Annotated in this window: 39 protein-coding genes; 33 read left to right on the forward strand and 6 right to left on the reverse strand. The window is 61.4% G+C overall.

Features of this window, described 5'->3' with window-relative positions:
* Positions 1-2 precede the first annotated feature (2 nt).
* The 4 genes from IVB12_RS05410 to IVB12_RS05425 form a co-directional block, all read right to left on the reverse strand.
* Positions 3-158, reverse strand: coding sequence for a hypothetical protein (locus IVB12_RS05410; protein WP_247296370.1), 156 nt, complete (start codon positions 156-158; stop codon positions 3-5).
* Positions 158-388 (reverse strand): hypothetical protein, encoded by a 231-nt coding sequence (locus tag IVB12_RS05415; protein ID WP_247296371.1) that lies wholly within the window; start codon positions 386-388, stop codon positions 158-160. Before IVB12_RS05415 ends, IVB12_RS05410 begins: the two co-directional genes overlap by 1 nt.
* Positions 388-1,086, reverse strand: a complete 699-nt coding sequence (locus tag IVB12_RS05420; protein WP_247296373.1) for a hypothetical protein — start codon at positions 1,084-1,086, stop codon at positions 388-390. Before IVB12_RS05420 ends, IVB12_RS05415 begins: the two co-directional genes overlap by 1 nt.
* 240 nt (positions 1,087-1,326) lie before the next feature.
* Positions 1,327-2,022, reverse strand: a complete 696-nt coding sequence (locus tag IVB12_RS05425; protein WP_247296375.1) for a helix-turn-helix domain-containing protein — start codon at positions 2,020-2,022, stop codon at positions 1,327-1,329.
* 109 nt (positions 2,023-2,131) lie between these two features.
* On the opposite strand from IVB12_RS05425, the gene IVB12_RS05430 reads away from it, so the two are divergent.
* Positions 2,132-2,353, forward strand: coding sequence for a YdaS family helix-turn-helix protein (locus tag IVB12_RS05430; protein WP_247296377.1), 222 nt, complete (start codon positions 2,132-2,134; stop codon positions 2,351-2,353).
* A gap of 11 nt (positions 2,354-2,364) precedes the next feature.
* Here the strand turns inward: IVB12_RS05430 and IVB12_RS05435 are convergent, their stop codons facing one another.
* The gene (locus IVB12_RS05435; protein ID WP_247296379.1) at positions 2,365-2,502 is read right to left on the reverse strand and encodes a hypothetical protein; all 138 of its coding nucleotides are present in this window, start codon (positions 2,500-2,502) and stop codon (positions 2,365-2,367) included.
* Positions 2,503-2,504: 2 nt separating this feature from the next.
* Entirely contained in the window at positions 2,505-2,849 is a 345-nt protein-coding gene (locus tag IVB12_RS05440; protein WP_247296380.1) for a hypothetical protein, read from the reverse strand.
* On the opposite strand from IVB12_RS05440, the gene IVB12_RS05445 reads away from it, so the two are divergent.
* From IVB12_RS05445 to IVB12_RS05600, 32 genes are all read left to right on the forward strand, one after another.
* Complete coding sequence (locus IVB12_RS05445; RefSeq protein WP_247296382.1) at positions 2,848-3,450, forward strand: hypothetical protein; 603 nt, start codon at positions 2,848-2,850, stop codon at positions 3,448-3,450. The two genes, IVB12_RS05440 and IVB12_RS05445, sit on opposite strands and share 2 nt — an antisense overlap.
* Before the next feature lie 116 nt (positions 3,451-3,566).
* The gene (locus IVB12_RS05450; RefSeq protein ID WP_247296384.1) at positions 3,567-4,157 is read left to right on the forward strand and encodes a helix-turn-helix domain-containing protein; all 591 of its coding nucleotides are present in this window, start codon (positions 3,567-3,569) and stop codon (positions 4,155-4,157) included.
* Positions 4,154-4,621: a GcrA family cell cycle regulator gene (locus tag IVB12_RS05455; protein WP_256467093.1), complete on the forward strand. Its 468-nt coding sequence runs from the start codon at positions 4,154-4,156 to the stop codon at positions 4,619-4,621. The genes IVB12_RS05450 and IVB12_RS05455 overlap by 4 nt, the downstream gene beginning before the upstream one ends.
* The gene (locus tag IVB12_RS05460) at positions 4,621-4,980 is read left to right on the forward strand and encodes a hypothetical protein (RefSeq protein WP_247296389.1); all 360 of its coding nucleotides are present in this window, start codon (positions 4,621-4,623) and stop codon (positions 4,978-4,980) included. The genes IVB12_RS05455 and IVB12_RS05460 overlap by 1 nt, the downstream gene beginning before the upstream one ends.
* Positions 4,977-5,225, forward strand: a complete 249-nt coding sequence (locus IVB12_RS05465) for a hypothetical protein (protein ID WP_247296391.1) — start codon at positions 4,977-4,979, stop codon at positions 5,223-5,225. The genes IVB12_RS05460 and IVB12_RS05465 overlap by 4 nt, the downstream gene beginning before the upstream one ends.
* Complete coding sequence (locus IVB12_RS05470) at positions 5,222-5,389, forward strand: hypothetical protein (protein ID WP_247296393.1); 168 nt, start codon at positions 5,222-5,224, stop codon at positions 5,387-5,389. The genes IVB12_RS05465 and IVB12_RS05470 overlap by 4 nt, the downstream gene beginning before the upstream one ends.
* Positions 5,386-5,679 carry a DUF6378 domain-containing protein gene (locus tag IVB12_RS05475; protein WP_247296394.1) on the forward strand — a complete coding sequence of 98 codons (294 nt, stop codon included), beginning with the start codon at positions 5,386-5,388 and terminating at the stop codon, positions 5,677-5,679. The genes IVB12_RS05470 and IVB12_RS05475 overlap by 4 nt, the downstream gene beginning before the upstream one ends.
* A gap of 9 nt (positions 5,680-5,688) precedes the next feature.
* Positions 5,689-5,886 carry a hypothetical protein gene (locus tag IVB12_RS05480; RefSeq protein WP_247296395.1) on the forward strand — a complete coding sequence of 66 codons (198 nt, stop codon included), beginning with the start codon at positions 5,689-5,691 and terminating at the stop codon, positions 5,884-5,886.
* A complete protein-coding gene (locus IVB12_RS05485) occupies positions 5,883-6,782 on the forward strand; it encodes a hypothetical protein (RefSeq protein ID WP_247296398.1) in 900 nt (299 codons plus the stop codon). The genes IVB12_RS05480 and IVB12_RS05485 overlap by 4 nt, the downstream gene beginning before the upstream one ends.
* A gap of 146 nt (positions 6,783-6,928) precedes the next feature.
* Entirely contained in the window at positions 6,929-7,117 is a 189-nt protein-coding gene (locus IVB12_RS05490) for a hypothetical protein (RefSeq protein ID WP_247296400.1), read from the forward strand.
* A gap of 187 nt (positions 7,118-7,304) precedes the next feature.
* Positions 7,305-7,826 carry a transcription termination/antitermination NusG family protein gene (locus IVB12_RS05495; protein WP_247296403.1) on the forward strand — a complete coding sequence of 174 codons (522 nt, stop codon included), beginning with the start codon at positions 7,305-7,307 and terminating at the stop codon, positions 7,824-7,826.
* A complete protein-coding gene (locus IVB12_RS05500) occupies positions 7,826-7,999 on the forward strand; it encodes a hypothetical protein (RefSeq protein ID WP_247296405.1) in 174 nt (57 codons plus the stop codon). The genes IVB12_RS05495 and IVB12_RS05500 overlap by 1 nt, the downstream gene beginning before the upstream one ends.
* A gap of 366 nt (positions 8,000-8,365) precedes the next feature.
* Positions 8,366-8,563 (forward strand): hypothetical protein, encoded by a 198-nt coding sequence (locus IVB12_RS05505; RefSeq protein ID WP_247296407.1) that lies wholly within the window; start codon positions 8,366-8,368, stop codon positions 8,561-8,563.
* A gap of 121 nt (positions 8,564-8,684) precedes the next feature.
* Complete coding sequence (locus IVB12_RS05510; RefSeq protein WP_247296409.1) at positions 8,685-9,092, forward strand: hypothetical protein; 408 nt, start codon at positions 8,685-8,687, stop codon at positions 9,090-9,092.
* Positions 9,093-9,183: 91 nt separating this feature from the next.
* The gene (locus tag IVB12_RS05515) at positions 9,184-10,926 is read left to right on the forward strand and encodes a terminase TerL endonuclease subunit (protein WP_247296411.1); all 1,743 of its coding nucleotides are present in this window, start codon (positions 9,184-9,186) and stop codon (positions 10,924-10,926) included.
* Entirely contained in the window at positions 10,923-12,194 is a 1,272-nt protein-coding gene (locus tag IVB12_RS05520) for a phage portal protein (RefSeq protein ID WP_247296413.1), read from the forward strand. The genes IVB12_RS05515 and IVB12_RS05520 overlap by 4 nt, the downstream gene beginning before the upstream one ends.
* Entirely contained in the window at positions 12,157-12,747 is a 591-nt protein-coding gene (locus tag IVB12_RS05525; RefSeq protein ID WP_247296415.1) for an HK97 family phage prohead protease, read from the forward strand. Before IVB12_RS05520 ends, IVB12_RS05525 begins: the two co-directional genes overlap by 38 nt.
* Positions 12,748-12,805: 58 nt before the next feature.
* Positions 12,806-14,059 carry a phage major capsid protein gene (locus IVB12_RS05530; RefSeq protein WP_247296417.1) on the forward strand — a complete coding sequence of 418 codons (1,254 nt, stop codon included), beginning with the start codon at positions 12,806-12,808 and terminating at the stop codon, positions 14,057-14,059.
* A gap of 65 nt (positions 14,060-14,124) precedes the next feature.
* Positions 14,125-14,532 carry a hypothetical protein gene (locus IVB12_RS05535; RefSeq protein ID WP_247296420.1) on the forward strand — a complete coding sequence of 136 codons (408 nt, stop codon included), beginning with the start codon at positions 14,125-14,127 and terminating at the stop codon, positions 14,530-14,532.
* Between the two features lie 8 nt (positions 14,533-14,540).
* Positions 14,541-14,741, forward strand: coding sequence for a hypothetical protein (locus tag IVB12_RS05540; RefSeq protein WP_247296424.1), 201 nt, complete (start codon positions 14,541-14,543; stop codon positions 14,739-14,741).
* Complete coding sequence (locus tag IVB12_RS05545; RefSeq protein WP_247296427.1) at positions 14,741-15,286, forward strand: head-tail connector protein; 546 nt, start codon at positions 14,741-14,743, stop codon at positions 15,284-15,286. Before IVB12_RS05540 ends, IVB12_RS05545 begins: the two co-directional genes overlap by 1 nt.
* Complete coding sequence (locus IVB12_RS05550; protein WP_247296430.1) at positions 15,286-15,678, forward strand: head-tail adaptor protein; 393 nt, start codon at positions 15,286-15,288, stop codon at positions 15,676-15,678. Before IVB12_RS05545 ends, IVB12_RS05550 begins: the two co-directional genes overlap by 1 nt.
* Positions 15,679-15,700: 22 nt before the next feature.
* Complete coding sequence (locus IVB12_RS05555; protein WP_247296432.1) at positions 15,701-16,108, forward strand: hypothetical protein; 408 nt, start codon at positions 15,701-15,703, stop codon at positions 16,106-16,108.
* Positions 16,108-16,515 carry a DUF3168 domain-containing protein gene (locus IVB12_RS05560; RefSeq protein ID WP_247296433.1) on the forward strand — a complete coding sequence of 136 codons (408 nt, stop codon included), beginning with the start codon at positions 16,108-16,110 and terminating at the stop codon, positions 16,513-16,515. The genes IVB12_RS05555 and IVB12_RS05560 overlap by 1 nt, the downstream gene beginning before the upstream one ends.
* On the forward strand, positions 16,515-16,718 hold the full coding sequence (locus IVB12_RS05565) for a hypothetical protein (RefSeq protein WP_247296435.1): 204 nt from the start codon (positions 16,515-16,517) through the stop codon (positions 16,716-16,718). The genes IVB12_RS05560 and IVB12_RS05565 overlap by 1 nt, the downstream gene beginning before the upstream one ends.
* The gene (locus IVB12_RS05570; RefSeq protein WP_247296437.1) at positions 16,694-17,155 is read left to right on the forward strand and encodes an HK97-gp10 family putative phage morphogenesis protein; all 462 of its coding nucleotides are present in this window, start codon (positions 16,694-16,696) and stop codon (positions 17,153-17,155) included. Before IVB12_RS05565 ends, IVB12_RS05570 begins: the two co-directional genes overlap by 25 nt.
* A 66-nt stretch (positions 17,156-17,221) precedes the next feature.
* Complete coding sequence (locus IVB12_RS05575) at positions 17,222-17,656, forward strand: phage tail tube protein (protein WP_247296439.1); 435 nt, start codon at positions 17,222-17,224, stop codon at positions 17,654-17,656.
* 3 nt (positions 17,657-17,659) lie between these two features.
* Positions 17,660-18,037: a GTA-gp10 family protein gene (locus tag IVB12_RS05580; protein WP_247296441.1), complete on the forward strand. Its 378-nt coding sequence runs from the start codon at positions 17,660-17,662 to the stop codon at positions 18,035-18,037.
* A gap of 8 nt (positions 18,038-18,045) precedes the next feature.
* Positions 18,046-18,321 carry a hypothetical protein gene (locus IVB12_RS05585; RefSeq protein WP_247296443.1) on the forward strand — a complete coding sequence of 92 codons (276 nt, stop codon included), beginning with the start codon at positions 18,046-18,048 and terminating at the stop codon, positions 18,319-18,321.
* A gap of 9 nt (positions 18,322-18,330) precedes the next feature.
* Positions 18,331-20,319: a phage tail tape measure protein gene (locus IVB12_RS05590; RefSeq protein WP_247296445.1), complete on the forward strand. Its 1,989-nt coding sequence runs from the start codon at positions 18,331-18,333 to the stop codon at positions 20,317-20,319.
* Complete coding sequence (locus tag IVB12_RS05595) at positions 20,319-21,134, forward strand: hypothetical protein (RefSeq protein WP_247296447.1); 816 nt, start codon at positions 20,319-20,321, stop codon at positions 21,132-21,134. Before IVB12_RS05590 ends, IVB12_RS05595 begins: the two co-directional genes overlap by 1 nt.
* Positions 21,134-23,101 (forward strand): hypothetical protein (locus IVB12_RS05600; RefSeq protein ID WP_247296453.1); only part of this gene is annotated, 1,968 nt, incomplete at its 3' end. The genes IVB12_RS05595 and IVB12_RS05600, both read left to right, overlap by 1 nt.

The raw sequence follows: 23,101 nt of genomic DNA on the forward strand, positions 1-23,101 counted from the left end.
GATCACTGGAGTCTCCGCGCGCGCTGCTCAAGGTCGTCTCCGTAGGAGTGAATTTCTGCGGTGCGCGGCTCAAGTCGATCCGAAACCATGGCGAGCATGACCAGCGCACCTGACACCGCGCCGAGCACGAAGATCCCGACAATCAAGGCAAAGTCCATCACCCGACCTCCGACATGATGAGACCGATGCTGTCGAGGAGCTGATCGAACCGCCGCGCGTGCTCGTCGGCTCGCTGGTAGGCGAGTTCAGGCATGACGCCGAGGCGACGTTCGGCGCGGTAGAAGTTCGACCATGCGGTCTCGCGCAACTCGGCGCGCGAGAGTCCAGTCGTCGTGCTGGACGTCGCGGCGGCGCCATCGACGCGCGGGAATGGAATGACCTCGGCCATCAAGCGTACTCCCCATAGTGAAGCTTCGCGGTGGGTCGGCGGTTGCCGCCGCGGCGGATGCGCGTGTTCACCGACATGCAGACGTTGCGCAGGCGATCCCAGATCGCGCGATCTTCGGCGGACCAAGCGGCGTCTTCTTCATCGAGCGGGAACGGACAGGTCGGAAACAGCGCGCGATCGAGCAGCCATTTCGGCATCAGCGCGAGCACGAACGGCGTGCCTTGGCATTCGGGAAGGATGATTGCGTTGCGCGGGCCGAGAAATTGCGGATCGCTGCTCAGCGACTTGCCGATGCGCACCGTCGACGGATTGGCGCGACCGTCCGGCTGTCGCACCACGAGCGTGCAGACGTAATCCATGGAGCGGTAGGACCGATAGTCGAAGTCCGTCCGGGGATCCTCATCGCGGCGCGGCTGGAGCGGCTTGCGGCGGCCGCACAGCGCCACGAGGCGCGCGCGGTCAGCCTCAGCCTGCGACGGCGCGCCGATCGCGCGTCGGCCCTGCTCGGTGATCCACGGCCGCTCCATTCCGAGGAAGCGGAGATAGCCGAGACGCTCGGCCTCACGGAGGAGCGGCCAGAGCTTCTGCACCTGGCCCGGGCGGCAGATGATGCCGAGCTCGTGCGCGGCGCCGGCGCGCAGCATCTCCGCCATCTCGGGCGATAAAAGCGCGCCGGCGCTGGTGGCGGCCTGGGGCATCAGACGCACACCACGCAAATCAGGAACGTTCCGACCGCGGCAATTCCAAGGGAAAGGAGGAAATCGGACATTGCTCGCCCCATCAATTAGCCCGTAGGCTGATGAGAACGATGATAACCGAAGTTATCGCAGCGTCAATAAGAAAAGTTATGAACCTCGATAATTTCGAGGCGGAGCGTTGGTCTCAATGAAAAACCCGCCACGAGGGGCGGGTTCTAGGTCCAGCATAGCGGGAGGTCTCTAGCGTCCGCTCTGCTTCCCGACGGCAACATGGCATATCTGCCATTCCGACTTCTTGAGGGTGAACTTCTTCTGCGGGTTGCTCTGTTCCACGTGCCAAAGAGTGGAACTCGCCTCTGGAGCCTTCGTTAGGTACTTGATCATCGCCTCAACCGTTCCGTCCGGCTTATGGCTTTGGAACACGCATGCATCTCCAACGCGCGGGTGCAGGTGAGGGTTGACGTATGCAATGTCGCCTTCGCGATATTCTTTCGCCATCGAGTGGCCAGTGATGAGAACCCCGTATGCACCCTGAATGTTGAACAAATTTTGTGGACGCGGCACTTGTGAAAACGGCTCGCTTGACAACACTAAAACCCCCTGACCGCCATTGACAGTACCATAGACGTCAAGGTCGGAAGTACCCATTAACCTTTCGGGGGGGATAGGCTGCAATTCCGTAAGAATACTACCTCTCGATTGCATTGAGGGATGGTTAACCACATCGGCAATCGGTCCACTGGAGAGCGACGTGTCGAGCTTCGCCAGCGGGATTCCGAGCACCTCACTGATCTTGGGGAAGTACTTCGATCGGCGCGTTTCGCCTGCCTCGATTTTCTTCACCGCGACCTGCGAGATTCCGACCCGCTTGCCCAGTTCGGCCTGCGACCATCCGCGCTTTATGCGCTCAGTTTGAATCAAATTTCCAGGTTCCATGGACTGGAAATCTATAACAGTAGTTATTGGTTGTCCTGATAACATTGGTTCTTGACTGCCTCATAACTTTAGTTATGCTTAGGTTATGGGAAGCAAGGAACTCATCGAGTTGGCCATCGAACGCGCCGGCGGGTCGGAGGCCAAGCTCGCGCGCCAGCTTCAACTCAGCCAGCCCTTGATCAATAAGGCGAAGCGTACAGGTCGCGTTGGGCCGCGCCTAGCTATCGCCATTCACCATTTCTCAAATGGTGAAATTCCTGCCTCCGCAATCCGCCCCGACCTTTGGGAAAAGCCGGAAGACGTTCCAGGTCAAAAGGAGCAAGCGGCATGACCGATTGTCTCCTATCGCCGGTGGTTGAGATTCGCGAACACCACGATGTAGCGCACCAAGCTGCGCACAGTGCGAAACCAGATCGCAGGCTTCGTGGTCTTCGACCCGCAGACCGGGCAGGGCGCTTTGATCGTGTGGTTGTCCGCCATCCTCACCTCCTTTTGAGTTTCACAGTTCCCCATCCGGGGAGCCAGACGGCCGCTACCGAGGTCCACCAGCCCGGCTTGACGGTGGCGGCCGTCACCATTTCAGACCCGACGCGCGTACCCCCCACGTTTCCTCCCAGCGCGTCGACACTGGCGGAGGCGTCTAACGGCGCCTCCGCATTTTCTTCTGAGCTCCCCTCTGCGGGGGATCGCCAGGCGGTCGCTGCCATTGGTCCTGCGTTGGTGGCGGCCGCCGATCGCGACAGCATGAACGCGACCACGTTGCGCGTCGTCGCCGCCAGTTGGATCGCTGCCAAATCCACATCCATTTCTGCGAGGGCGTAACTCATGCGAACAGCATCAGCGATATCGCCGAATACCGCAAATTTGAGGGGTGCCGAAACGGGTATCGATTTCTCCGTTTTGGGTATCGGATCGAACGTCAACGCTGTGATCAGCGCGGTGCTTAAAATCAAAGAACCCCGTAAAACATGGGGTTTTCTGATCGATTTGCTTCCGCGCGAATTCGAAATGACTGAGCGCGTTGCGAAGCATCGACTCGCCGGTTCTCGTGACTACACGGTCGAGGAATTGCAGGCGCTGCTACGGTCAGAGGAAGGCATTGATTTCCTCATCGCCATCATGGGCGACGCGCAACCGCTCTGGTGGCGCTGGATGACCAAGGTCATGACGCTCGCCGCGGTTCGGCGCCGGCAGGCTGAGGACGCACAAGAGATCCTGAAACTCGAAACGTCTGGGGACGTTGATGTTGGCGCGCGTCGCCGCATCAAGGGGGCGCTGAATGCCGACAAACGTATTTCCGCCGCCGTTGCCCGGGCCGAAACTACCTTGGGCCTTTCGCGCCCGAACCTGGATCGGGTGGGCGCTACTTCGGACGGCCGAAACGCTCGCTTACCGCATCGCCCCGTGGCTCGCACCGGGGGCCGATAGCGATGACGCACCTCGCTAGCACGCACATTCACGAAGCCGACCCGCCGCAGGGCTGATCCTGCGCATCAACTCGCGCGAGCGAGGCGGGAATATTTCGACAGAGAAAGGGCAGGGCCATGGAGTCCATCACCGCGCTTGTGCACGACGATCCGTACATGCGGATGACGCCTCAGCAACGCATTGCTGAGCGCAAGATGCGGCGGCAGAACTTCTTCGGGCAGCGACCGCCGAAACCTAATACCGCGACGCTCATTGTCGTTCCACCTGCCGACCCGATCGATCCTGCAATCAGGATCTGGATTGAGGCGAAGAAGGAGACGTTCGCCCAGCCTTGGTGCCACTGCATGTGGTTTTTTGACCTGATCGTCAGGAGCCAGCAACCGACGCATTCGCTGCCTAAACCAAGGTTCGCTCGGATTGAGATGATCCAGCGTGTGCTCGTTAAGTATTACGGCATCACCTTGGCGGAACTGCTGTCTCACCGGCGAACGCAGAACATCGTTCGCCCAAGGCAGAAAGGTTTCTTTCTAGCCAAGGTGCTCTCGAACAAGTCGCTTCCTGAAATAGGGCGGCGGTTTGGCGGACGCGATCACACGACCGTACTGCACGGCATCCGTCAGGTTGAAGCGAAGATGGCGTCCGACCCAGCATTCGCGGCCGAGGTCGCTGAGCTGCGCGCACTCATCGAAGCAGGGTTGCAGCAATGACACCGGTTAGCTTTTGGACTGAAGACGCCGTAGCGCGGCTGCGTATGCTTTGGGACGATGACGCGATGTCGGCGCGCCTGATCGCGGAAGAGCTGGGCACGACGCGGAATGCCGTACTCGGCAAGGCCCACCGTCTCAATCTGCCGGACAAAAAGAGCAACCACGTGAGCCTTATGGCACGGCGGATTGAAGTTCGCCGGCTTGCAGACAGGCAGCGGCCGAAACCTGCGCCGAAGTCGATCACCGTACTAGCACGCACCAAGGGCGGGACGTTCGCCAGCGGATCCCTAGCGATGCGGCCAGCGGGCGAGTTCAAAGCGCCGAAGGTGAATGCGGGCACAAGCAAGACCAGCCCATCATATCGCAATCAGCTCGGCTTCCTGCCTGACATGACGGTGCGCGAGCGCCGCGACATGCTGGCGGAGGCGGTTCGGAACACCGCGGCGCTGCCGGTGGAGGGCTGATGGCACAGCAACTCTCATTCGAGGACTACGCGGCGCGCCAGGCCATGCAGGCGCGCGACATCGGCATGATAGAGGCCGAATTCGCGGAGGCGCTCGTCAGCGACTTCGGCGAGGTCGCCTATGCCGCAATCTGCCACGTGGCGCGCCGGCAGGCCGAGGTGCATGTCGACGACGTCCTCCGCTTCTGCAAAGTGAAGCCGTCGCATCCGAACGCCTGGGGCGCGGTGTGGATGCGCGCCATCAAGGACGGCGTGATTGCGCGCACCGGTCGCGTGCGGCCGTGCCTGTCGGATCCGGGCAAGCATAAGCATCAGTACCCGATTTACGCCAGCGGCGTCTTCCACGGGAGGGCGGCGTGAGCGATCGCGGGAGGAAGCTAGGCCAATTGCAAAACCAGCGCGACGAACGCGGATGGATGATTCCGCGCGAAGGGACGCGCCGGCGCGCTGTCTATGAGGCTCTCGTTGCCGGGAAGACCGCCAGCGAGATCTGCGAGGCGCTTTTGATGGGACGCAGCGCGTTCGCTACCCACAAAGCCTACATTGTGCGGTGGCAGAAGGTGCACCGCTGGCGCAGCGCCTCGGCAGAAGCGGAGGCAGCATGAAAGAGCAGCGGCAGCACGCCCAAGAGATGACCTTGGTCGACGACGGCCTGATCTTGGCTTTGTGGAAGCAGGGGCTCGACACTTACGACGTCGCAAAGCGGCTCGGTCTGCACGAGTGGCAGGTCGCGAACCGGTTGTTGCACCTGCGGGAGACGATGCGATGACGGCGAGCGACATCATCACGGCCGCGGGGATCCTCGTCGGAGGCGATAGGAAGGCCGCCTATGGCGACGTCGTGTCGGGGCTCACGCGCATCGCGATCTACTGGAATGCGCACCTGCACGCCACGCGCAACGCGCCGCCGAGTGCTTTGACGGCGGAGGACGTGGCGAAGTTCATGGTGCTGCTGAAGCTAGCGCGGTCAGAGACCGGTCCGATCCGTATGGACAATTACATCGACATGGCCGGCTGGTCAGGCATCGCCGGCGAGGCTGCGGCGCATATTTCGGAATAGGCGTTTCAAGTGAAACAAACTGAGAACAGGTCGGGGCACATCCCGAAGCAGAAGCGCGACGACATGGCGCGCATCGCGCTTGGCGTGAGCATGAACCTGACCAACGCAGAGGCCAGGAAGGCCGTCGCGGGCCTGTTTCAGGTGAGCGTGACGACCGCCAAGAGGCTCATCTTGCGCGGCAAATTCTTGGCGGGGCGGGAAGCATGACGCACTGGTGGCGCGCATACGACGACAGCATTGATCATCCGAAGCTTTTGAAACTTTCGGATGCGATGCACCGCGCCTGGTGGACGCTGATGTGCGTGGCCTCCGCCAACGGTGGCACGCTGCCGCCGACGGCTGACATCGCCGTCCGGCTGCGCATGAAGCCGGCCAAGGTCGCAGAGTGGATCACCAAGCTCGTGGCGGCAAAGTTGATAGACAATTGCGACGGGGTATTCAGGCCGCACAATTGGGACGATCGGCAGTTCATCTCAGATAGCTCAACGGAAAGGGTGAAACGGCACAGGGAGAGGAAAAGAAACGTTTCAGGAACCGTTGCGCGAAACGTTTCAAACACGTTCCATGAAACGGCCCCAGAGCAGAGCAGAGCAGAAACAGAGTCAGAGCAGAGCAGAGCAGAGCCGCCGCGCGTGCTTGATGAGATTGGTTTGAAGAACGAAGCGGTGCTCGTGGCGTCGTTCACGGCCCTCTGCTCCAGTCTGAACCGGAAGCCGCCGGACATGCGCCAGATCGCGACATGGCTGCTCGACGGGATCGCGCTTGGCACCATCCAGGCGGCGGTTACACCGATCCTGAAGCGCAAGGCGGACATGGCCTCGCTGGTCTACTGCGACAGCGCAGTCAGGGAGGCGCACGGGCGCGCCGCGGCGCCGCAGTTGCAGGTGGTCTCCAGCAAGGTCTGGGTCGACGAAGGGACGCCGGAGTGGGCGTGTTGGCAGCGGGAATACCGTGGCGGCCGCGGAAGTCCTGTCACCGACCATCAGGACGCGGATGGTCATCGGACCGGACGGCGCGGCTGGTACTTCGACAGCAGGGTGCCGCCTGGTTACGACGACGTCACCTGCGAGAAGCTGCCACCGAGATCGGAGGACGCAGCGTGAACGGGGCATACGGGGAAGGCTTGGCGGCGATGGAGGTAGTCCGGGAATGGGCCGATGCGACATGGCCGTGGGCTATCGCCATCGTAGCTTTCTGCGCCGCCGGCTACATCGTTGGCGGCATTTTGCAGCGGGGCTGATGCATGAACGTGATCGAGCATAGGCCGGTGCGCAGGCGCATCGAGATCGGCTCTCGGGTCCAGGTGACACGGGGCGACGTCACGGAGGCGCTGTCGGGCATCAGTCCCGTGGAGCGGGACCGGATTTGGAAGCTTGTGGTGCAGGCCTCGCAGGACGGCATTGGCGCTGCTCATGTGGAAGGTGGGGGTGAGGCGTGAAAGTATATCGTCCAGCCATGAATTGGGACGACGACATGCGAACTCATGTGCCGTCCTGCACGGTCCTTGAAGCGGAGCCGGCCGCGCCGAGATTCTCCGGGCTTTACGATCAGCACGGCAATCGGTTGATGGTCTGCGAGGAACGGCAACCAGTCGGCTTCGTGGTCTTTTCGGGGAGGTCGGGTCAGTGATCGATGAGCGTCCGAATTGGTTTATCATCCTCGCCGAGCCCAATCGGGAAGGGCGTGCGGCGGAAGGGTTACGCGAGCGCGGAATTGACGCCTACGCGCCGAAGGTGCTGAAGCGCATGGTCCGGCGCGGCCGCAAGGTCGAGGTCGAGCGTCCGCTGTTTCCGGGCTACATCTTCGCCAAGCTGATCGAGGGCGTTTCTGACTTCAGCATCCCCAAGAGGGTCGTAGGCGTGCGGGACTATCTTCGCTTCGAGGGCATTCCCTGCGCCATCCAGGAGGGCGCTGTTGCGGCCATTCGCCACCGCGAAGCGATTGAGATGGAACGGGCCCAGCGGGCGATCACCGGCGTTCACAATTTCGCCAAGGGCGAGCCTGTCCGTGTGGCCGAAGGGCCTTTCAGCGGGTTTGCGGCGGAGGTATATTCGCTCGATCCCAAGGGAGCGATCACGGCACTGGTCAACCTGTTCGGGCGCAAGACGAAGGCCGTATTCAACGGGGCGCAACTGGAGAAGGTCTGATGAGCCCTGAAGAGCGCGCCAAAACGGCATGCGAAGAATTTCTTGTTGTCATCGCTATGCACATTCGCGAAGCCGAGGATGCCGCGCTAGAGCGCGCCGCGCTGATCGCGTGGAATGCTGGTCAAACTGGAGTCGCAGGTCTCATCCGTGAGAAGAAGCATGCACAAACATAGCCTGTGGGATGTGTGTGGATAATCAAAAACGCCATTGTGGCAGATATGCAAATCACCTAGCGGCATAAAGAGACAGAAGTCGCATGCTGGATACCCGGTTAGAGGCCGCGCCTTCGGGCGGTAAGTGGAACAGCAGCGCGCCGGTAAATAACCGGTCGTCGCGCCTTATGGCGCGTGATTGCTTTGCGTCCGGAGTAGGTCATGTGATCGGAACTGATGCCTAAGCCTCTCGATCTAAGGCAGCGCAATCGAGAGCATGACGCTAGGCGCAGGACTACCCAGCCATGGCGCAAGCTGTATAGCACTGCCCGCTGGCAGGCGCTAAGGACATCCCAGCTTAGGCTGGAGCCACTGTGCAAGCGGTGTATGGACAGAGGCAAGGTGGTTCAGGCTACGGTTGCGCACCACAAGGTGGCGCATCGTGGAAATCCAGAGTTGTTCTTTGATCCGAACAACCTAGCCTCCTCTTGTAAGCCATGCCACGACATAGATGAGCAGCGCATTGAGCGTGGTGGGCAAGCAAGGCAAATCGTTGGGCCTGATGGATGGCCTCTCGAAATTTAAAAAAATCGCGAAAGAAAATTTCTTTTGGTGATGGGTGGGGGTGGGTCGAATCCCTCTCGCCTTTCGCTTTCCGGACCGGTGGCGCCCAAAAATTCGCAGAAAGCCAGATTAACGTCCTGAGGTGGTCAATATGGCTTCCAGGGGAGCCAAGCCAAAGCCGGCTCACCTCCGAATCGTAGATGGAACGCACCGCAACACCCGTCACGGCGACGCCGACCAGGCGAAGCAGGCGGTGGAGCAATCTGGGGCGTCGTTCGGAGTGTTGAAGCGGCCAAAGCATCTCAAGAGCCATGCGCTCGATGCTTGGAAAAAATACATCGAACCGGCTGGGTGGTTGGATGGGTCACGCGAGCCGGCGGCGATCCTGTTCTGTGAACTGTGGCAGGAATTCCGGTTTGCTCCCGTCAGCTTTCCGGCGGCGAAGGTTGGCCAGTTGCGCGCGCTGATGAGCGAGCTCGGCCTCACCGACGAGCGGAATCGCGTGCTGGATGAAAGCAAAAAAGACAAGGACGAGTTCTTCGACGACTAAGCCCGTCGACCGCGCCACTGCATACGCAAAGGCGGTGGTTGCTGGGAAGATTGTAGCAGGGCCGCATGTGCGCAACGCTTGCCGACGGCACTTGGACGATTTGAAGCGGAAGGATCTGGTCTACGACAAGGAAGCGGCAGCCAAGGCGCTGCGGTTCTTCGAGGAGCGGCTCAAACTCAGCGAAGGCCAGTTCGATAATCAGCCATTCAAGTCGGCGCCGCCGCAGGATTTCATCATCGGTTCGCTATTCGGTTGGAAGAAGCCGGACGGCACTAGGCGTTACCGCCGTGCCTACATCGAGCAGGGCAAGGGCAACGGCAAGTCGCCTCTCGCCGGCGGCATCGGGCTCTACGGCCTGACGGCGGATGGTGAGGCTGGCGCACAGGTCTACTCCGCGGGTGCGACGAAGGAACAGGCCAGCATTCTCTTCGCCGACGCGGTGAAAATGGTGAAAAAGTCGCCGGCGCTAGAGCAGCGCCTGAAGTTCAGTGGCGGCGAAGGTAAGGAACACAACATCGCCTACCTGAAGACGAATTCGTTCTTCAGGCCGGTGTCGCGAGAGACGAAGAAGACGGGATCCGGTCCGCGTCCGCACTTCGCCTTGGTCGACGAGCTCCATGAGCATCCCGACGGCGGCGTGCTCGAAATCTTGGAGCGCGGCTTCAAGTTTCGCCGGCAGCCGATGCTGGTGATGATCACGAATAGCGGTAGCGACCGCAACTCGGTCTGCTACACCGAGCACGAACACGCAATCCGCGTCGCGGCCGGCAATCGCGAGGCGAAAGACGATGATCCGTTCTACTTGGGCGAGATCATTGACGACACCACTTTTAGCTATGTGTGTGCGCTTGATCCTGGCGATGATCCTCTGGAGGATCCTTCGTGCTGGCCAAAAGCGAACCCGCTGCTGAACGTCACGATCACCGAGGAATATCTCGCTGGGGTCGTGAAGCAGGGTAAGGATATCCCTGCTAAGCTGAACAACATTCTCCGGCTTCACTTCTGTGTTTGGACCGAAGCCGAAACTGCGTGGATGACGCGCGCGACGCTTGAGCCGTGCCTGGCTCACTTCGATGTCAGCTCGCACCACGGAGGTGATGTGTGGGTCGGGTGTGACCTCTCGCAGAACAAGGACATTACGGCGCTCGGCTATTGCGTGAAAACGGGAGTGGTCACTGAGGGGGAGCACCTCGGCAAGCCAACGTTCGACGCATGGATCGAGGCTTGGACTCCGGGCGACACGCTGAAGGCGCGGCAGGATCGCGACAAAGCGCCATACGACATATGGGTGCGCGACGGGCACCTGAACGCGCCGAAGGGCGCAAGCATCAGTTACCTCCACGTCGCTCAAGCCCTCGCCGAAGCCGCTCACGAGTTCAGTGTCAAGTGCGTGGCGTATGACCGATATGCGTTCAAGCGCGGTTTGGAGCCGGAATGCGACAATCTCGGCCTGAGTGTCGAATTCGTCGAGCATCCGCAAGGCGGGACGAAGAAGGGCCAGCCAAACGATGCGATGAAGGAGGCGGCGAAGTTCGCAGGCCGCGATGCTGAGGGCTTGTGGATGCCAATGAGCATCCGCCAGCTTGAGGAATTGCTGCTCGAAAGGCGCATCCGGATCAAGAGTAACCCGGTGCTGATCTCGGCGATGATGTCGGCTGTTACCGACAACGACCGCTGGGGGAATTACTGGCTCACGAAAGAGCGATCGACGCAAAAGATCGACTGCGCCATCGCCTTGGCAATGGCCGTCGGTGCCGCACTGTCCTATGACGGAGGGTTTTTCAATCCGACGTCGCCATGGGACGATCCGAACTATAGTCTGGTGGGCTCGTGAAGCTTTTCAATTTCGAGATCCGCCGGTCTGAAAAGCGCGCTTCGCCGGAGGATCCGCGCGTTCCGGTGAGTGCTGAGAATTTTCTGTCCTACTTCGGCGTGCAGTCCGGCAATCTGCCGGCGGTTACGATCGACAGCGCATTGCAGGTGCCGGCCGTCGCCGCGGCGGTTTCTTTCGTCTCGGCGAGCCTCGCGAACCTGCCTCTGCACGCCTATCGTTCGAAGGAAGCCGGCGCAGAGCGCATCAAGGGCGGAATTCAGCGGCTGCTGAACGAGTCGCCCAATCCGGAGTGGACCAGCTTCGGCTGGCGCAAATATTTCTGGCAGCAGGTGTTCACCGGGGGGCGAGGCCTCTCCTGGATCGAGCGTGTCGGCGGAAACGTGGTCGGAATTTGGCCGATGGACCCAGGATTTACGACGGTCCAGAGGGTCGACGGCAAAAAGGTCTACAAATTCGGGGGGAAGACGTACCCTGCTGCGGACGTCATCGACCTTCCGTTCATGCTTCGGCGCAACCAGCTAGGGGTCTATGGCCCCATCATGCTGGCGTCGAAGGCCATCCAGTTGGCGCTGGCGATGAACGATTACGCCAGCGGGTTCTTCGCCGGCGGCGGCGTTCCGCCCCTAGCGCTAGTCGGGCCAATGCCGGCAGGCGTGGAGGCGGTCAAACGGGCTCAGGGCGACATCAAGCGCGCGATCGACGCCGCGAAATCGAACAGCGAGCCGGTGTTTCCGATCCCGGCCGGGTATGAGTTGAAGCCCGTCGGCTTCGATCCGGCCAAAGGACAGATGACCGAGGCGCGCCAGTTTCAGGTCGTCGAGATCGCGCGCGTTTACAGTTTGCCGCCGGTCTTCTTGCAGGACCTGACGCACGGCACGTTTTCGAATACCGAGCAGCAGGATCTTCATCTCGTCAAGCACCTGATCGCCCAATGGGCGAGCGCTTTCGAAGACGAAATCAACCTCAAGGTCTTCGGCCAGAAGTCGGGCGGCCGATATGCAGAGCACAATTTGGATGCGCTGATGCGCGGAGATTTCAAGAGCCGCATCGATGCGCTCGCCCGCGGTGTTCAGACCGCGCTCTATACGCCAGACGAGGCGCGCGCGCTCGACAACCGGCCGCCGGTCAAGGGCGGCGACGTTGCGTACATGCAGGGTGCAACCGTGCCTCTCGGAACGGTGCCTGTGACGACCGCGCCGGCCGACAAGTCGGGCGACAACGGAGATGACAATGAGCCTGGAACGACGGGCGACGACGAGCCCGCCTGAAGTCCGCGCGAGTGATGCCGGCGGCAAGGTCGCGAAGGGCTATGCCGCGCTCTTCAATAATCGCACGGACATCGGCGATTTCTTCACGGAAACGATCGCGCCGGGCGCCTTTGCCGAGACGTTGAAGAAGTCGGACATCCGCGCGCTGATCGACCACGACAGCGGCCGTGTTATTGGCCGCTCTTCGGCGGGGACGCTGCGCCTCAAGGAAGACGAGAAGGGCCTCGCCGTCGAGATTGACCTTCCGGATACGACGGACGGCCGCGATCTCGCCGTTCAACTGGAGCGCGGGGACATTTCCGGCATGTCGTTCGGCTTTCGCGTGACGCATGACGAGTGGGACGAGTCCGGCAAGGTGCCGGCGCGCACCATTCACAAGGTCGAACTGTTCGAAGTCAGCGCCGTCGCGTTTCCGGCCTATGACGACACCACCATTGCGCTGCGGTCGCTGGACGATGCGCGCAAGGAGCAGAAGCGCAAGAATTTCAACGCGGCGGCGCATCGCCTTCGCATGAAAACCACCCTCGACCTTCGGTCGCGGAGTAAAGCCTAGGCATCCCGCCGAAGCCCAATGAAACGGCGCGCCGCGCCATTTTTTTGGAGAGTACTACATGACCATCAAGGAACTGCGGGAGAAGCAGGCGAAGATCGTCGCCGAGGCCCGCGAGCGTCTCGATCAGATCGACAAGGCCGACGAAGCCCGCGCGAAGGAGCTGGAGACCCAGCACGACGCCGCGATGGCGGAGTATGACCGCCTCGAAGCGCAGATCGTGCGCGAGGAGAAGGTCACTTCGCTGGAGCAGCGCGCCGACGAGCTTCGCGCGCGCCAGCGTCCGACCAATCCGGACGGCGAGGCCCGCGGCGAGGACGATGGCACCAAGATCGAATACCGCAAGGTGTTCGCCAAGATCGTTTCGGGCGTCGATCCGAGTGAACTGGAGCCGGAAGAGCGCGCCGTTCTGCGTCAGGGTGTGACGAAGTTCGAACAGCGTGCCCAGAGCGTCGGCACCACCACGGCGGGCGGTTACACCGTTCCGACCGAGCTGGCAAACGAGATCATCCGCTCGATGCTCGCCTGGGGACCGATGTACGATCCCGGCGTGACCACCGAAATGGTCACCTCCAGCGGTAACCCGATCAAGCTGCCGACGGTCGACGACACCACCGTGACCGCCGTGGCGCACACCGAGAACACCGCGCTTGTCGACGACGGCAGCAAGGACGTGACGTTCGGCCAGAAGTCGCTGGACGCCTACGCCTTCGATACCCGTTTCGTTCGCTGGAGCTGGGAACTGGACATGGATTCCATCTTCAACATGGAAGCCCTGCTCGGTTCGCTGCTCGGCGAGCGCCTCGGCCGAATCGCCAACTCGCAGTTGACCACCGGCACAGGTTCCTCGGCGCCGAACGGCATCGTGACTGCCTCGACCCTCGGTGTCACCGCCGCTGCCGTCGCGGCAATCACCTTCGACGAGATCATCGATCTCGAACACTCGGTCGATCCGGCCTATCGCTCCAGCCCGAAGGCCGCCTACATGCTGAACGATAGCACCCTGAAAGCTATCCGGAAGCTGAAGGACGGTCAGGGGCAGTACATCTGGCAGATGGGCGACGTGCAGAAGGGTGTCCCCGGCACCCTGAACGGCCGCCGCTATCACATCAATCAGGCGATGGCCTCGCTCGCCACCGGCAACAAGACCATGCTGTTCGGCGACCTGAGCAAGTATTTCGTGCGCAAGGTCGGCTCTCCGGTTATCGGCGTCATGCGTGAGCGCTTCTGGCCCGATCTCGGCATCGCTGGCCTCATCCGCTTCGACGGTGAGCTCGGAGACGCGGCGGCGGTCAAACACCTGATCCAGGCGTAATCCATCAAGGCGGGGCTTTCGGGCCCCGCCTCCCCATCTCCCCCGAATTTCAGGAGCGCGCGCCAATGGCCGACGCAACCTATCAAACCAAGGTCTACCGCAGGAATGGCGGCGACGAGCTGGTGGTCGCTTCTGGCGGCAAGATCACTTTCGAAGGCCAGACGGCGGTCACGCAGTTGACCAGCATCACCACCGGCGTGACTTGCAACGCCATGACCGGCGTCATCACCACGGTCAGCCAGACGGTGGCCGCCGGTGCCGAGGCTGAGTTCACCGTGACGAACAGCCAGGTCGCCGCAACCGACGTTGTCGTGGCGTGCATCAAGACCCACACGTCGGCCGGCACCTTCGACGTTGCTGTGTCGGCGGTCGCAGCCGGGTCATTCAAGCTGCGCTTGACGAACCTGGACGCGTCCGTCGCCGGCAACAACGTGCTGGTGATCAACTTCCTGGTGCTGAAGGCGACCGCGTGATTGTCGAGATGACCGTCGGCCTTTCGGGGCCGGCATACTTTCTGGAGCCCGGCGATAGGCGCGAGTTCCCGCAGGATGAGGCCATGCGCCTCATTGCGGCGGGCTTCGCCGTGCCGATTTCAGAACAGCAGATCGAACGCGCGGTCGCTGCTCCGGCTGTTGAGACGCGCTCGACTTTCGTCCACCGCAAGCAGAAGCACCGGCGCTGATGTGGTATCCGGCAACGATCACGGCCGCGGCTTCATCGGAGCCGGTCTCTGCCACCGAGGTGAAGGCACAGGCCGAGATCGATTTCACGGATGACGATACGCTCATCACGCTGATGATCGCCGGCGCGAGGGCGTTCACCGAGAAATATTGCGGGACCCGCTTCGCTACGCAGACCATTTCGGTGAAATGCGACTGCTTCAGCGATTTCGCCAAGTTTGCCGAGGCGCCGGTTCAGTCGGTTACGTCGATCACGTATGTCGACACCGACGGCGTGACGCAGACGCTCGCGACCTCGGTGTACGAACTGCGCAACGATGGTCTTGAGGTCTCAATCGCGCTGAAATACGGCCAGGTGTGGCCGGTCACGCAGACCGGATCCCGGATCACGGTCGTAGCAGTCGTCGGATATACCACCGTTCCGGACGACGTGAAGCGGGCCATGCTGCTCTACATCGCCGGTGGCTATGCCAACCGCGAGAACGCCAAGGACAGCGACTGGACTGCCTTTGACAGCCTGCTCTGCAACCATCGGCGGAACGCCTGATGATCCGCGCCGGCTCTCTTGATCGCCGCGTGACAATTCAGCGGCGCACCGTCACGCAGTCGGCTTCTGGTGAGGCCATTGAGACGTGGGCCAATGTTTCGGTGCGGCGGCCGGCCTCGATGTGGCCGCTCAAGGGCGACGACGAGAATTTCCGGTCACCTGAGAAGGTGGCCTATGAGCGTATCGAGTTTCGGGTTCGTTATTCGTCTGACGTGGCCGACCTTTCGCCGCTTGATCGGGTCATCCATCCGGCTCTGACTGCCGAACAGGCGGCCGACACCAACTATGTCATCCCCACGCGATCCATTCATGACGTGCTGGGCACCCTGGAAATCGACCGCCGGCGGGGCATCAGGATCATCACCCAGCGGCGCGCAGACGTAACTACGTAAATCCACACCGAAAGGAACTGCTATGGCCGATCTTTCCATCACCGCTTCGAGCGTGCTGCCTGGTGCCGGCGCCATCACCGAAGACGGCATTTCCGGTGCGACCATCACCGCCGGTCAAGCCGTCTACAAAGCGGCCGATGGCACCTGGGCGCTTGCTGATGCCGACTCCGCGACGGCGCTGGCGCGCGACGCCAAGGGCATTGCTCTGAACGGCGCTTCTGCTGGTCAGCCGATCAAGGTGCAGAAGGGTGGCGAACTCACCGTGAACGCCGTGCTCACCGCTGGCACCACGTACTACCTGAGTGGCACCGCCGGCGGCATCTGCCCGCTCGCGGACGTCGGAACCGGTGAGTATTACGACATCATCGCAATCGCCAAGTCTACCACGAACCTGAAGCTGTTGTTCGGCTATTCGGGCGTGTCGGCCTGATGAAGGACATTCGTCCGGCGCTGCGTGAGTTTCTGCTGGGCGATTCCGCGATCGTCGCTCTGGTGGTCGCTCGGGTCTACCCGGTGGTGCTGCCGCAAGGGACGAAGCTCGCGAGCGTCGTCTACACGCGCATTTCGGGCGAGGGCGACTATCACATGCAGGGCGCATCCGGATACGTCCGGCCGCGCGTCCAGATCGCGGCATGGGCGCCGACCGTCGACGGCGCAGCCACGCTGGCGAACGCGGTCAAAAACCGGATCGACGGGTATTCCGGCGAGATGGGCACAGGATCGAACATTGTCCGCGTCCAGGGCGTATTCCAAGCCGTCGAGCGGGAAATGTACGACGACATCGTTCAGATGTACGCCGTGATGCGCGACTTCTTCATCCACTACGAGGAATTGTGATGGCGGGTCCGGTGAAGTCGATGCTGACGGTGACCGTGTCGGTCAAGTTGCCCTTCTGGTGGAAGGCATATGTCGGGGCCCTCCGGTTCTTCCATGACCTCGGTCTTTTGCGCGTCAATCCGGAAATCGCCGCCGATTTCATCGTTCGAAACGCATCCTTTCAGGTAGGCGGCAAGCGATGGCGCGGCAAACGTTCAAGATAGAAGGCCTGGCCGAGCTGGACGAGGCGCTCAAGGAACTCCCCAAGGCGACCGCGCGCAACGTCCTAAAGCGCGTCCTGACAGAGCAGGGCCAGCCGATCAAGGATGACGGCGAGCGGCTCGCGCCGCGCCTCTCTGGCGGGCTGAAGGCGTCCTACACGGTCACGCAGAAGCTTTCTCGACGCCAGAAGGGCCTGAACCGCAAAGAGAGCGACGTCGAGGTCTACATCGGGCCGGGCCCGGCGGCGAAGTCGGTGCAGACCGAATTCGGCAACGCGCACCAGGCCGCCCATCCGCATCTGCGGCCGGCCTTCGACGGCAACGTGATGAAGGTGCTGAACGGCATCAAGACATCGCTCGAACACGAGATTGAGAAGGCGCGGATCCGCCTCGCCAAAAAGGCCGCACGCATCGCCGCCAAGATCGCGGCCGGCAAGTAACAGAGTTCCCCATTCCCGCCGGGGCGTATCGCGGGTTCCGAACAAATCTGACATGGAGATATCGCGATGACCACGCAGGCGCGCATCGGCTACGGCACGCTTTTCAAGTCCGGCAACGGCGCCTCCCCGGAGGTGTTCTCGACGCTCGCCGAGGTGACGGCCATCACGCCACCGGCCATGGCGCGCGACACGGTTGACGCCACGCACGAGGAAAGCCCTGGCGCCTGGCGTGAGTTCATCGCCGGTCTGAAGGACGGCGGCGAGGTCTCGCTTGAACTGAACTTCGTGCCGGGCGGCTCCGCGGCGCTCGCGCTCACGGCCGAGCTCGACCTCGACGGCTCGTCCGCCAGCAAGAATCGCCAAGTCGTCTTCCCGGACGGCTCCTATTTCTCGTTCGCTGGCATCCTGACGGCCTTCGAGCCGGACGCGCCGATCGACGACAAGATGAGCGCCTCGGTGACGTTCAAGGTCTCCGGCAAGCCCACGCTGGTGCAGGCGTAACCCATGGCGAACCCGCATAAGGGCGAGGTCGAGATCGTCGCCGACGATCGCACCTATACGCTTCAGTATTCCATTGACGCGCTGTGCTCGATGGAGGCGGCGCTGGGCAAGAATTTCACGGCCATCGCGGCCGAGATGTCCAGCCCGTCACGGATCTCCGTGTCGATGGTGCGCCAGTTGCTCTACAGCGGCCTCCAGGAGCGGCATCCGGAATTGACGCTCAAGGAGGCGGGGGAGCTGATCCCGGCCGCCGGCGGCATGCTGAAGGTCATGACGAAGGTCACCGAGGCGATCAGTGTCGCCTTCCCGGAGGCGAAGAAGGATTCCAAGCCGGGCCCTCAGCAGGGGCCGCGCCGGGCTGGGACTGGCCGGCCCTCCTGACTGATTGGGTGGCGTGCGGGCTTGATCCGGACGCCTTCTGGTCGAAGACGCCGCGGCAGGTCTCCCTGATTTTCGCCGGCAAGCAAGCGCAGTTCACGCGCGAGCACAACGATCTGGCGTGGCTGGCTTGGCACACCGCGGCCCTCCCGCGGTTCAAGAAGTTCCCCAAGTTGCGAACGCTGCTCGCGCGGGAGCGCAAGCCGCAATCACCCGACCAAATGCTGGCGATCGCCAAACAATGGACCTTGCTGCTCGGCGGCGAGGTCAAAGGCAAGCCGAACTGAGGGCCAATAATGGCTGGCGGCGCTATCATCGGTGCACTCCGGGTCGTGTTGGGAGCGGATACCGCCGCTCTCGACAAGGGCCTAAAGGATTCGCAGTCCGGCTTGGCCGCGTTCGGCTCGGCGGTGGCGACCGGCATGGCGGCGGCAGCAGCCGCCGTCGTTGCGGCCGGCGTGGCGATCGGCCTCGCACTCCAGCACACCATTGACGATGCCGACAAGCTGTCGAAGACGTCGGCAAAGCTCGGCGTGCCGATCGAGCAGCTTTCGGCGCTTGCCTATGCGGCGGACCTCTCGGACGTCTCTTTCGAAGCTCTGAGCAAGTCCGTCGGCAAGCTCTCCAAGAACATGACCGAGGCGGCCGCTAAGCCGACCGGCGACGCGGCCAACGCCTTTCGCGCGCTCGGGATCTCCGTCACGGATTCAAACGGCAAGCTGAAGTCGTCCGATGAGGTTCTGGGCGAAGTCGCCGACAGGTTCTCTGGCCTGAAGGACGGCGCCGGTAAGACGGCCGTCTCGATGGCGTTGTTCGGCAAGACCGGCGCCGACCTGATCCCGATGCTCAATGATGGCCGCGACGGCCTCAAAGAGATGAAGGACGAGGCGGAAAAGTTCGGCCTGATCATCGATGCGAAGACTGGCAAGGCAGCGGAGGAATTCAACGACAACCTGACCCGGCTGAAGGGTATCTGGACCGGCTTGGTTACGCAGTCGATGGCGCAGGTTCTGCCGTCGATGGTCGCCATCACGAACGCGATGGTCGAATCCGCGAAGAATTCCGGGTTCCTGGAAACCGCGCTCACCGCGGTCTCAACCGCGATGAAGGCGCTTGTCACCAGCGGTGTGATCGTCGGCGCTGTGTTCAAATCGCTCGCCGAGTACATCTCCACCGTATCTGGCGCGATCTCGCTGGTGCTGAAGGGTGAATTCACCTCGGCCTTCGAAAAGGTGAAGGGAGGCGTGGCCGGCGTCGAGGAGACAGCCCGCACTACCTTCGGCATCATCGAGAAACTGTGGAGGGGCGCGCAGACAGGGGCGGACGGCGCAGCGGCCTCCACCGAGGAGGCGTCGAAGGCTCAGAAGGACTTCAATTTCTCGGCGATGGGCGGCAAGAACGCCGTCGATCAGTTCATTGCCTCGCAAAGCAAATCGCTAGAGGGAATGAAGGCCGAAATTGCGACCTATGGAATGCTTCCTGGTGTGATGGAGGCGATGAAGCTGCAATTGCAAGCAGAGTCGATTGCTCGCGCGAACAACACGGCGATCACGGCGGCACAGCAGGTTCAACTCGATCTATTGAAGCAGAAGACTTCGGACTACGCCTTGACGTTGGCCGGTCTTCAGATGACGCAGTCAAACCTGACGGCGTCGCAGACCTATCAGCTTGAGTTGCAGAAGATCCAGGCTCTTTTCGACGCTGGAAAGATCAGCGCCGAAACTTACGACCAGGCAATGCAGAAGACGGCGGAAAACGCTGGCACTGCGTGGAACGTTGCCGGCGCCTCGATGGCCGGAAGCTTCGCAACCATCTCTGCGGCCTTCGGCAAGGAGAACGCAGGCATGGCTAAAGCCGCGCAAGTCTTCGGTGCTATTCAAGCGACGATCTCGATGTTCACTGGTGCCGCAAAGGCATTGGAACTGCCGTTCCCAGCCAACATCGCCGCAATGGCGGCTGTGCTCGCCAAGGGCGCTACGCTGGTGGCTCAAATCAAGAGCCAGTCAGTTCCGACCGGCTTTAAGGATGGCCTCTCAATGACCGTTCCTGGAGGCGTGGGCGGCGGCGATAGCCGGCTGTTTCAGGCCATGGTCGAGCCGGGCGAGCAGATCGACATCACGCCGAACCGCGGCGGCGGACAAAGCCAGCGCGACAAGGGCGGCGGACAGAACATCGTCAACATGTCAGTTCCGATCGTCACGACGCGCGATGCACTGCGCGATCTCATCGAAGGGCTCAACGGCATGTTCTCGGACGGCTATCGCCTCAACGTGGTGCCGGCCTGATGCCGCTCATAACCTCTGGTGCCTTCGTCCTCACTCAGCCGGACGACGAGTTTCCGGTCACGCTCGATCATCCGGTGATCGGGTGGCACAATTTGGTGACGTCGACAACGATCATCGCGGATACGGCCGAAGCCAATTATCCGGCTTCGAACCTCGCTAATCCGGCTACTCATCTCGAATGGCGGGCAGCCGATACTACCAAGCAATACCTGACCATCACAACGAATTACGTTGATGAGATCGACTACATCGCGGTGGCTCGGCACAATTTTGCATCGGCGGAAATCCCGGTTTCAGTCGAAGGCTTTATCGGCGGCGTGTGGACTGAGATCGTCGAAGAGCACCAGCTTACCGATGACGGTCCTGTTCTATTTCGCTTCACGTCGCAGTCTCTTTCGCAGATCAGGTTGCGGATGCAATCAGGGGTGGAAGAGGCGCGCGCGGCCGTGGTCTATGTCGGCGCTCTGCTGACGCTGGAGCGAAAGATCTACGTCGGCCACACGCCAATGCCGCACGGCCGCAAGAATGAAATCGTCAACGGGATGAGCGAAACGGGAAACTTTCTCGGGCGTCTTGTGCTTGGCTCGTGGCGAGAGAGCACCATCCCGCTCTCTCTGATCTCGCCGGCCTGGTATCGCGAGTTCATGGACGAATTCTTGGATGCAGCGAAGACGACGCCATTCTTTTTCGCTTGGCGTCCTGAGACTTATCCTCTCGAAGTCGGCTTCGCATATTTGATGGAAGACCCGATGCCGACGCCGCAGGCCCCAAGCAACAAACTGGCGTTTGACCTCAAGGTGCGCGGCGTAGCGTGATGCCTGAAGTTCTGACTTACATCGAGATCGATATTTCGTTCTGCGCCAACACCTACGGTGTAGCGCCATGCACGGCGTCTATCCCCGCAACCGGCGATATCAAGTGTTTCAACTCGGTAAAGACGTGCCAAGATAGGGACAACTACAACGACGATACGGTCACGCTTCGCTTCGCCAAGCCAACGGATTATTTGCCGCGCGATATCGACTGCATTCCGTCGATCGCCAGCGTCGACTTCACACCGGCAGTAGTCTCTTTAGGTGTCAATCTCGGCCAGCGTGCGACGCTAACTGTCACCTTCAAAGACCATCCGCATTCCGACACGGGCGAGGGGTACGACAAATATCTCGCCGATCGCGACTATGATCCGTGGCAACAGGGCAGCTATTGGGGGAAGTTTCGAGCGAGGCAGCCGTTCTTGCGTGGGCGCGCGCTGCGATGGATCAGAGGGATCGTCGGTCAGGATCTGGCCGACATGGAGACGCATACCTTTGTCATCGAGAGTTTTAGCGGTCCGACGCCGGACGGAAAGTTCACCATCATTGCCAAGGATGTGTTGAAGCTCGCTGATGGCGATAGGGCGCAAGCGCCGCATCTGACTAACGGGTTCTTGGGAGCGGATATCACAGCGGCGGCGACTTCGGCCTCAATGCTCCCGACAGGGATCGGTGACGCTGAGTATCCTACGGCAGGGTACATCTGCATCGGCGGAAACGAGGTTGTTGCCTTCACGCGAACTGGCGATGCTCTGACCTTGACGCGCGGCCAGCTCGGCACAACTGCCACCACCCACAAGGCGCAGGATCGGTGTCAGGGCGTTCTCCGCTATTCAGGAATGGATGCCGCGAACATTCTCTACGACCTTCTGACCGGTTATGCCGACGTGCCAGCATCCTATGTCGATCTGGCGCAATGGCAGGCCGAGACGACGACGTTTCTTGGAAACGTCTACACAGCCGTGATCTGCGAGCCGACGTCTGTTGCTACGCTTGCGTCCGAACTGATCGAGCAGGCTGCGCTTGCGGTTTGGTGGGACGATGAGGCGGAGAAGATCAAGCTTCAAGTGCTTCGCGCGATCACGACTGATGCGCAGACATTCACTCCCAGTAACACGCTGAAGGGTACACTTCAGCTCAAGGATCAGCCAGATAAACGGATTTCGCGCGTTCAGGTCTATTTCGGGCAGAAGGATCCTACAAAGCCGCTGTCCAACCTGGACAACTACCGGTCGACGTCCTTGTCAATCGACGATGAGGCGGAGGAGGACTACGGTACTCCCGCGATCAAGACCATCACGTCAAGGTGGATTCCGGAAGCAGGCAGGTCGATCGCAGATCGTTTGGGTGCCGTTCAGTTAGGGCGATATCGCGATCCACCGCGTCAAGTGCAGTTTCAGTTGCAGCGCGATGCCGAAACAGATGCTTCTCTCGGGATCGGTTACCGCGTGGAGGCGCAGTGTGTGCAGGATGCGACGGGCGCGCAGTCAAACATTCCGATCCAGATCACGCGATTGAATCCGGGTCCGGACAAATTCTCGATCGAAGCCGAGGAGATGCTTTGGACGGCGCCGGCGACGGATACAGGCACGCGCTATGTCATCTTCGACGCCAACAATGCGAACATAAACCTCCGATCATCTCACGATTCGATCTATCCCGTGGCGCTTCCGGGCGACGTCGTGAATTGCATCATCAATTCAGGGGTCATCATCAGCTCCACAAGCATCGACATCCCGGCGTTTAATGTCGGTACGTGGCCGGCCGGTGTCACCGTGAACTTGATCGTCAATGGCCGCATTGCGGGCGCCGGTGGCGATGGTGGTGCGGGCGGTCTCGGTAGCGGTATCGGGATCAACGGAGGAAACGGAAACCACGGCGGCATCGCGCTCTATTGTCGCTTTGCCATCAACCTTGAATTTCCGACAGGGGCTGGGATCTGGGGCGGCGCGGGCGGTGGTGGCGGTGAC

This window comes from Bradyrhizobium sp. 179, from assembly GCF_023073535.1.
In the GTDB taxonomy this organism is placed as follows: domain Bacteria; phylum Pseudomonadota; class Alphaproteobacteria; order Rhizobiales; family Xanthobacteraceae; genus Bradyrhizobium.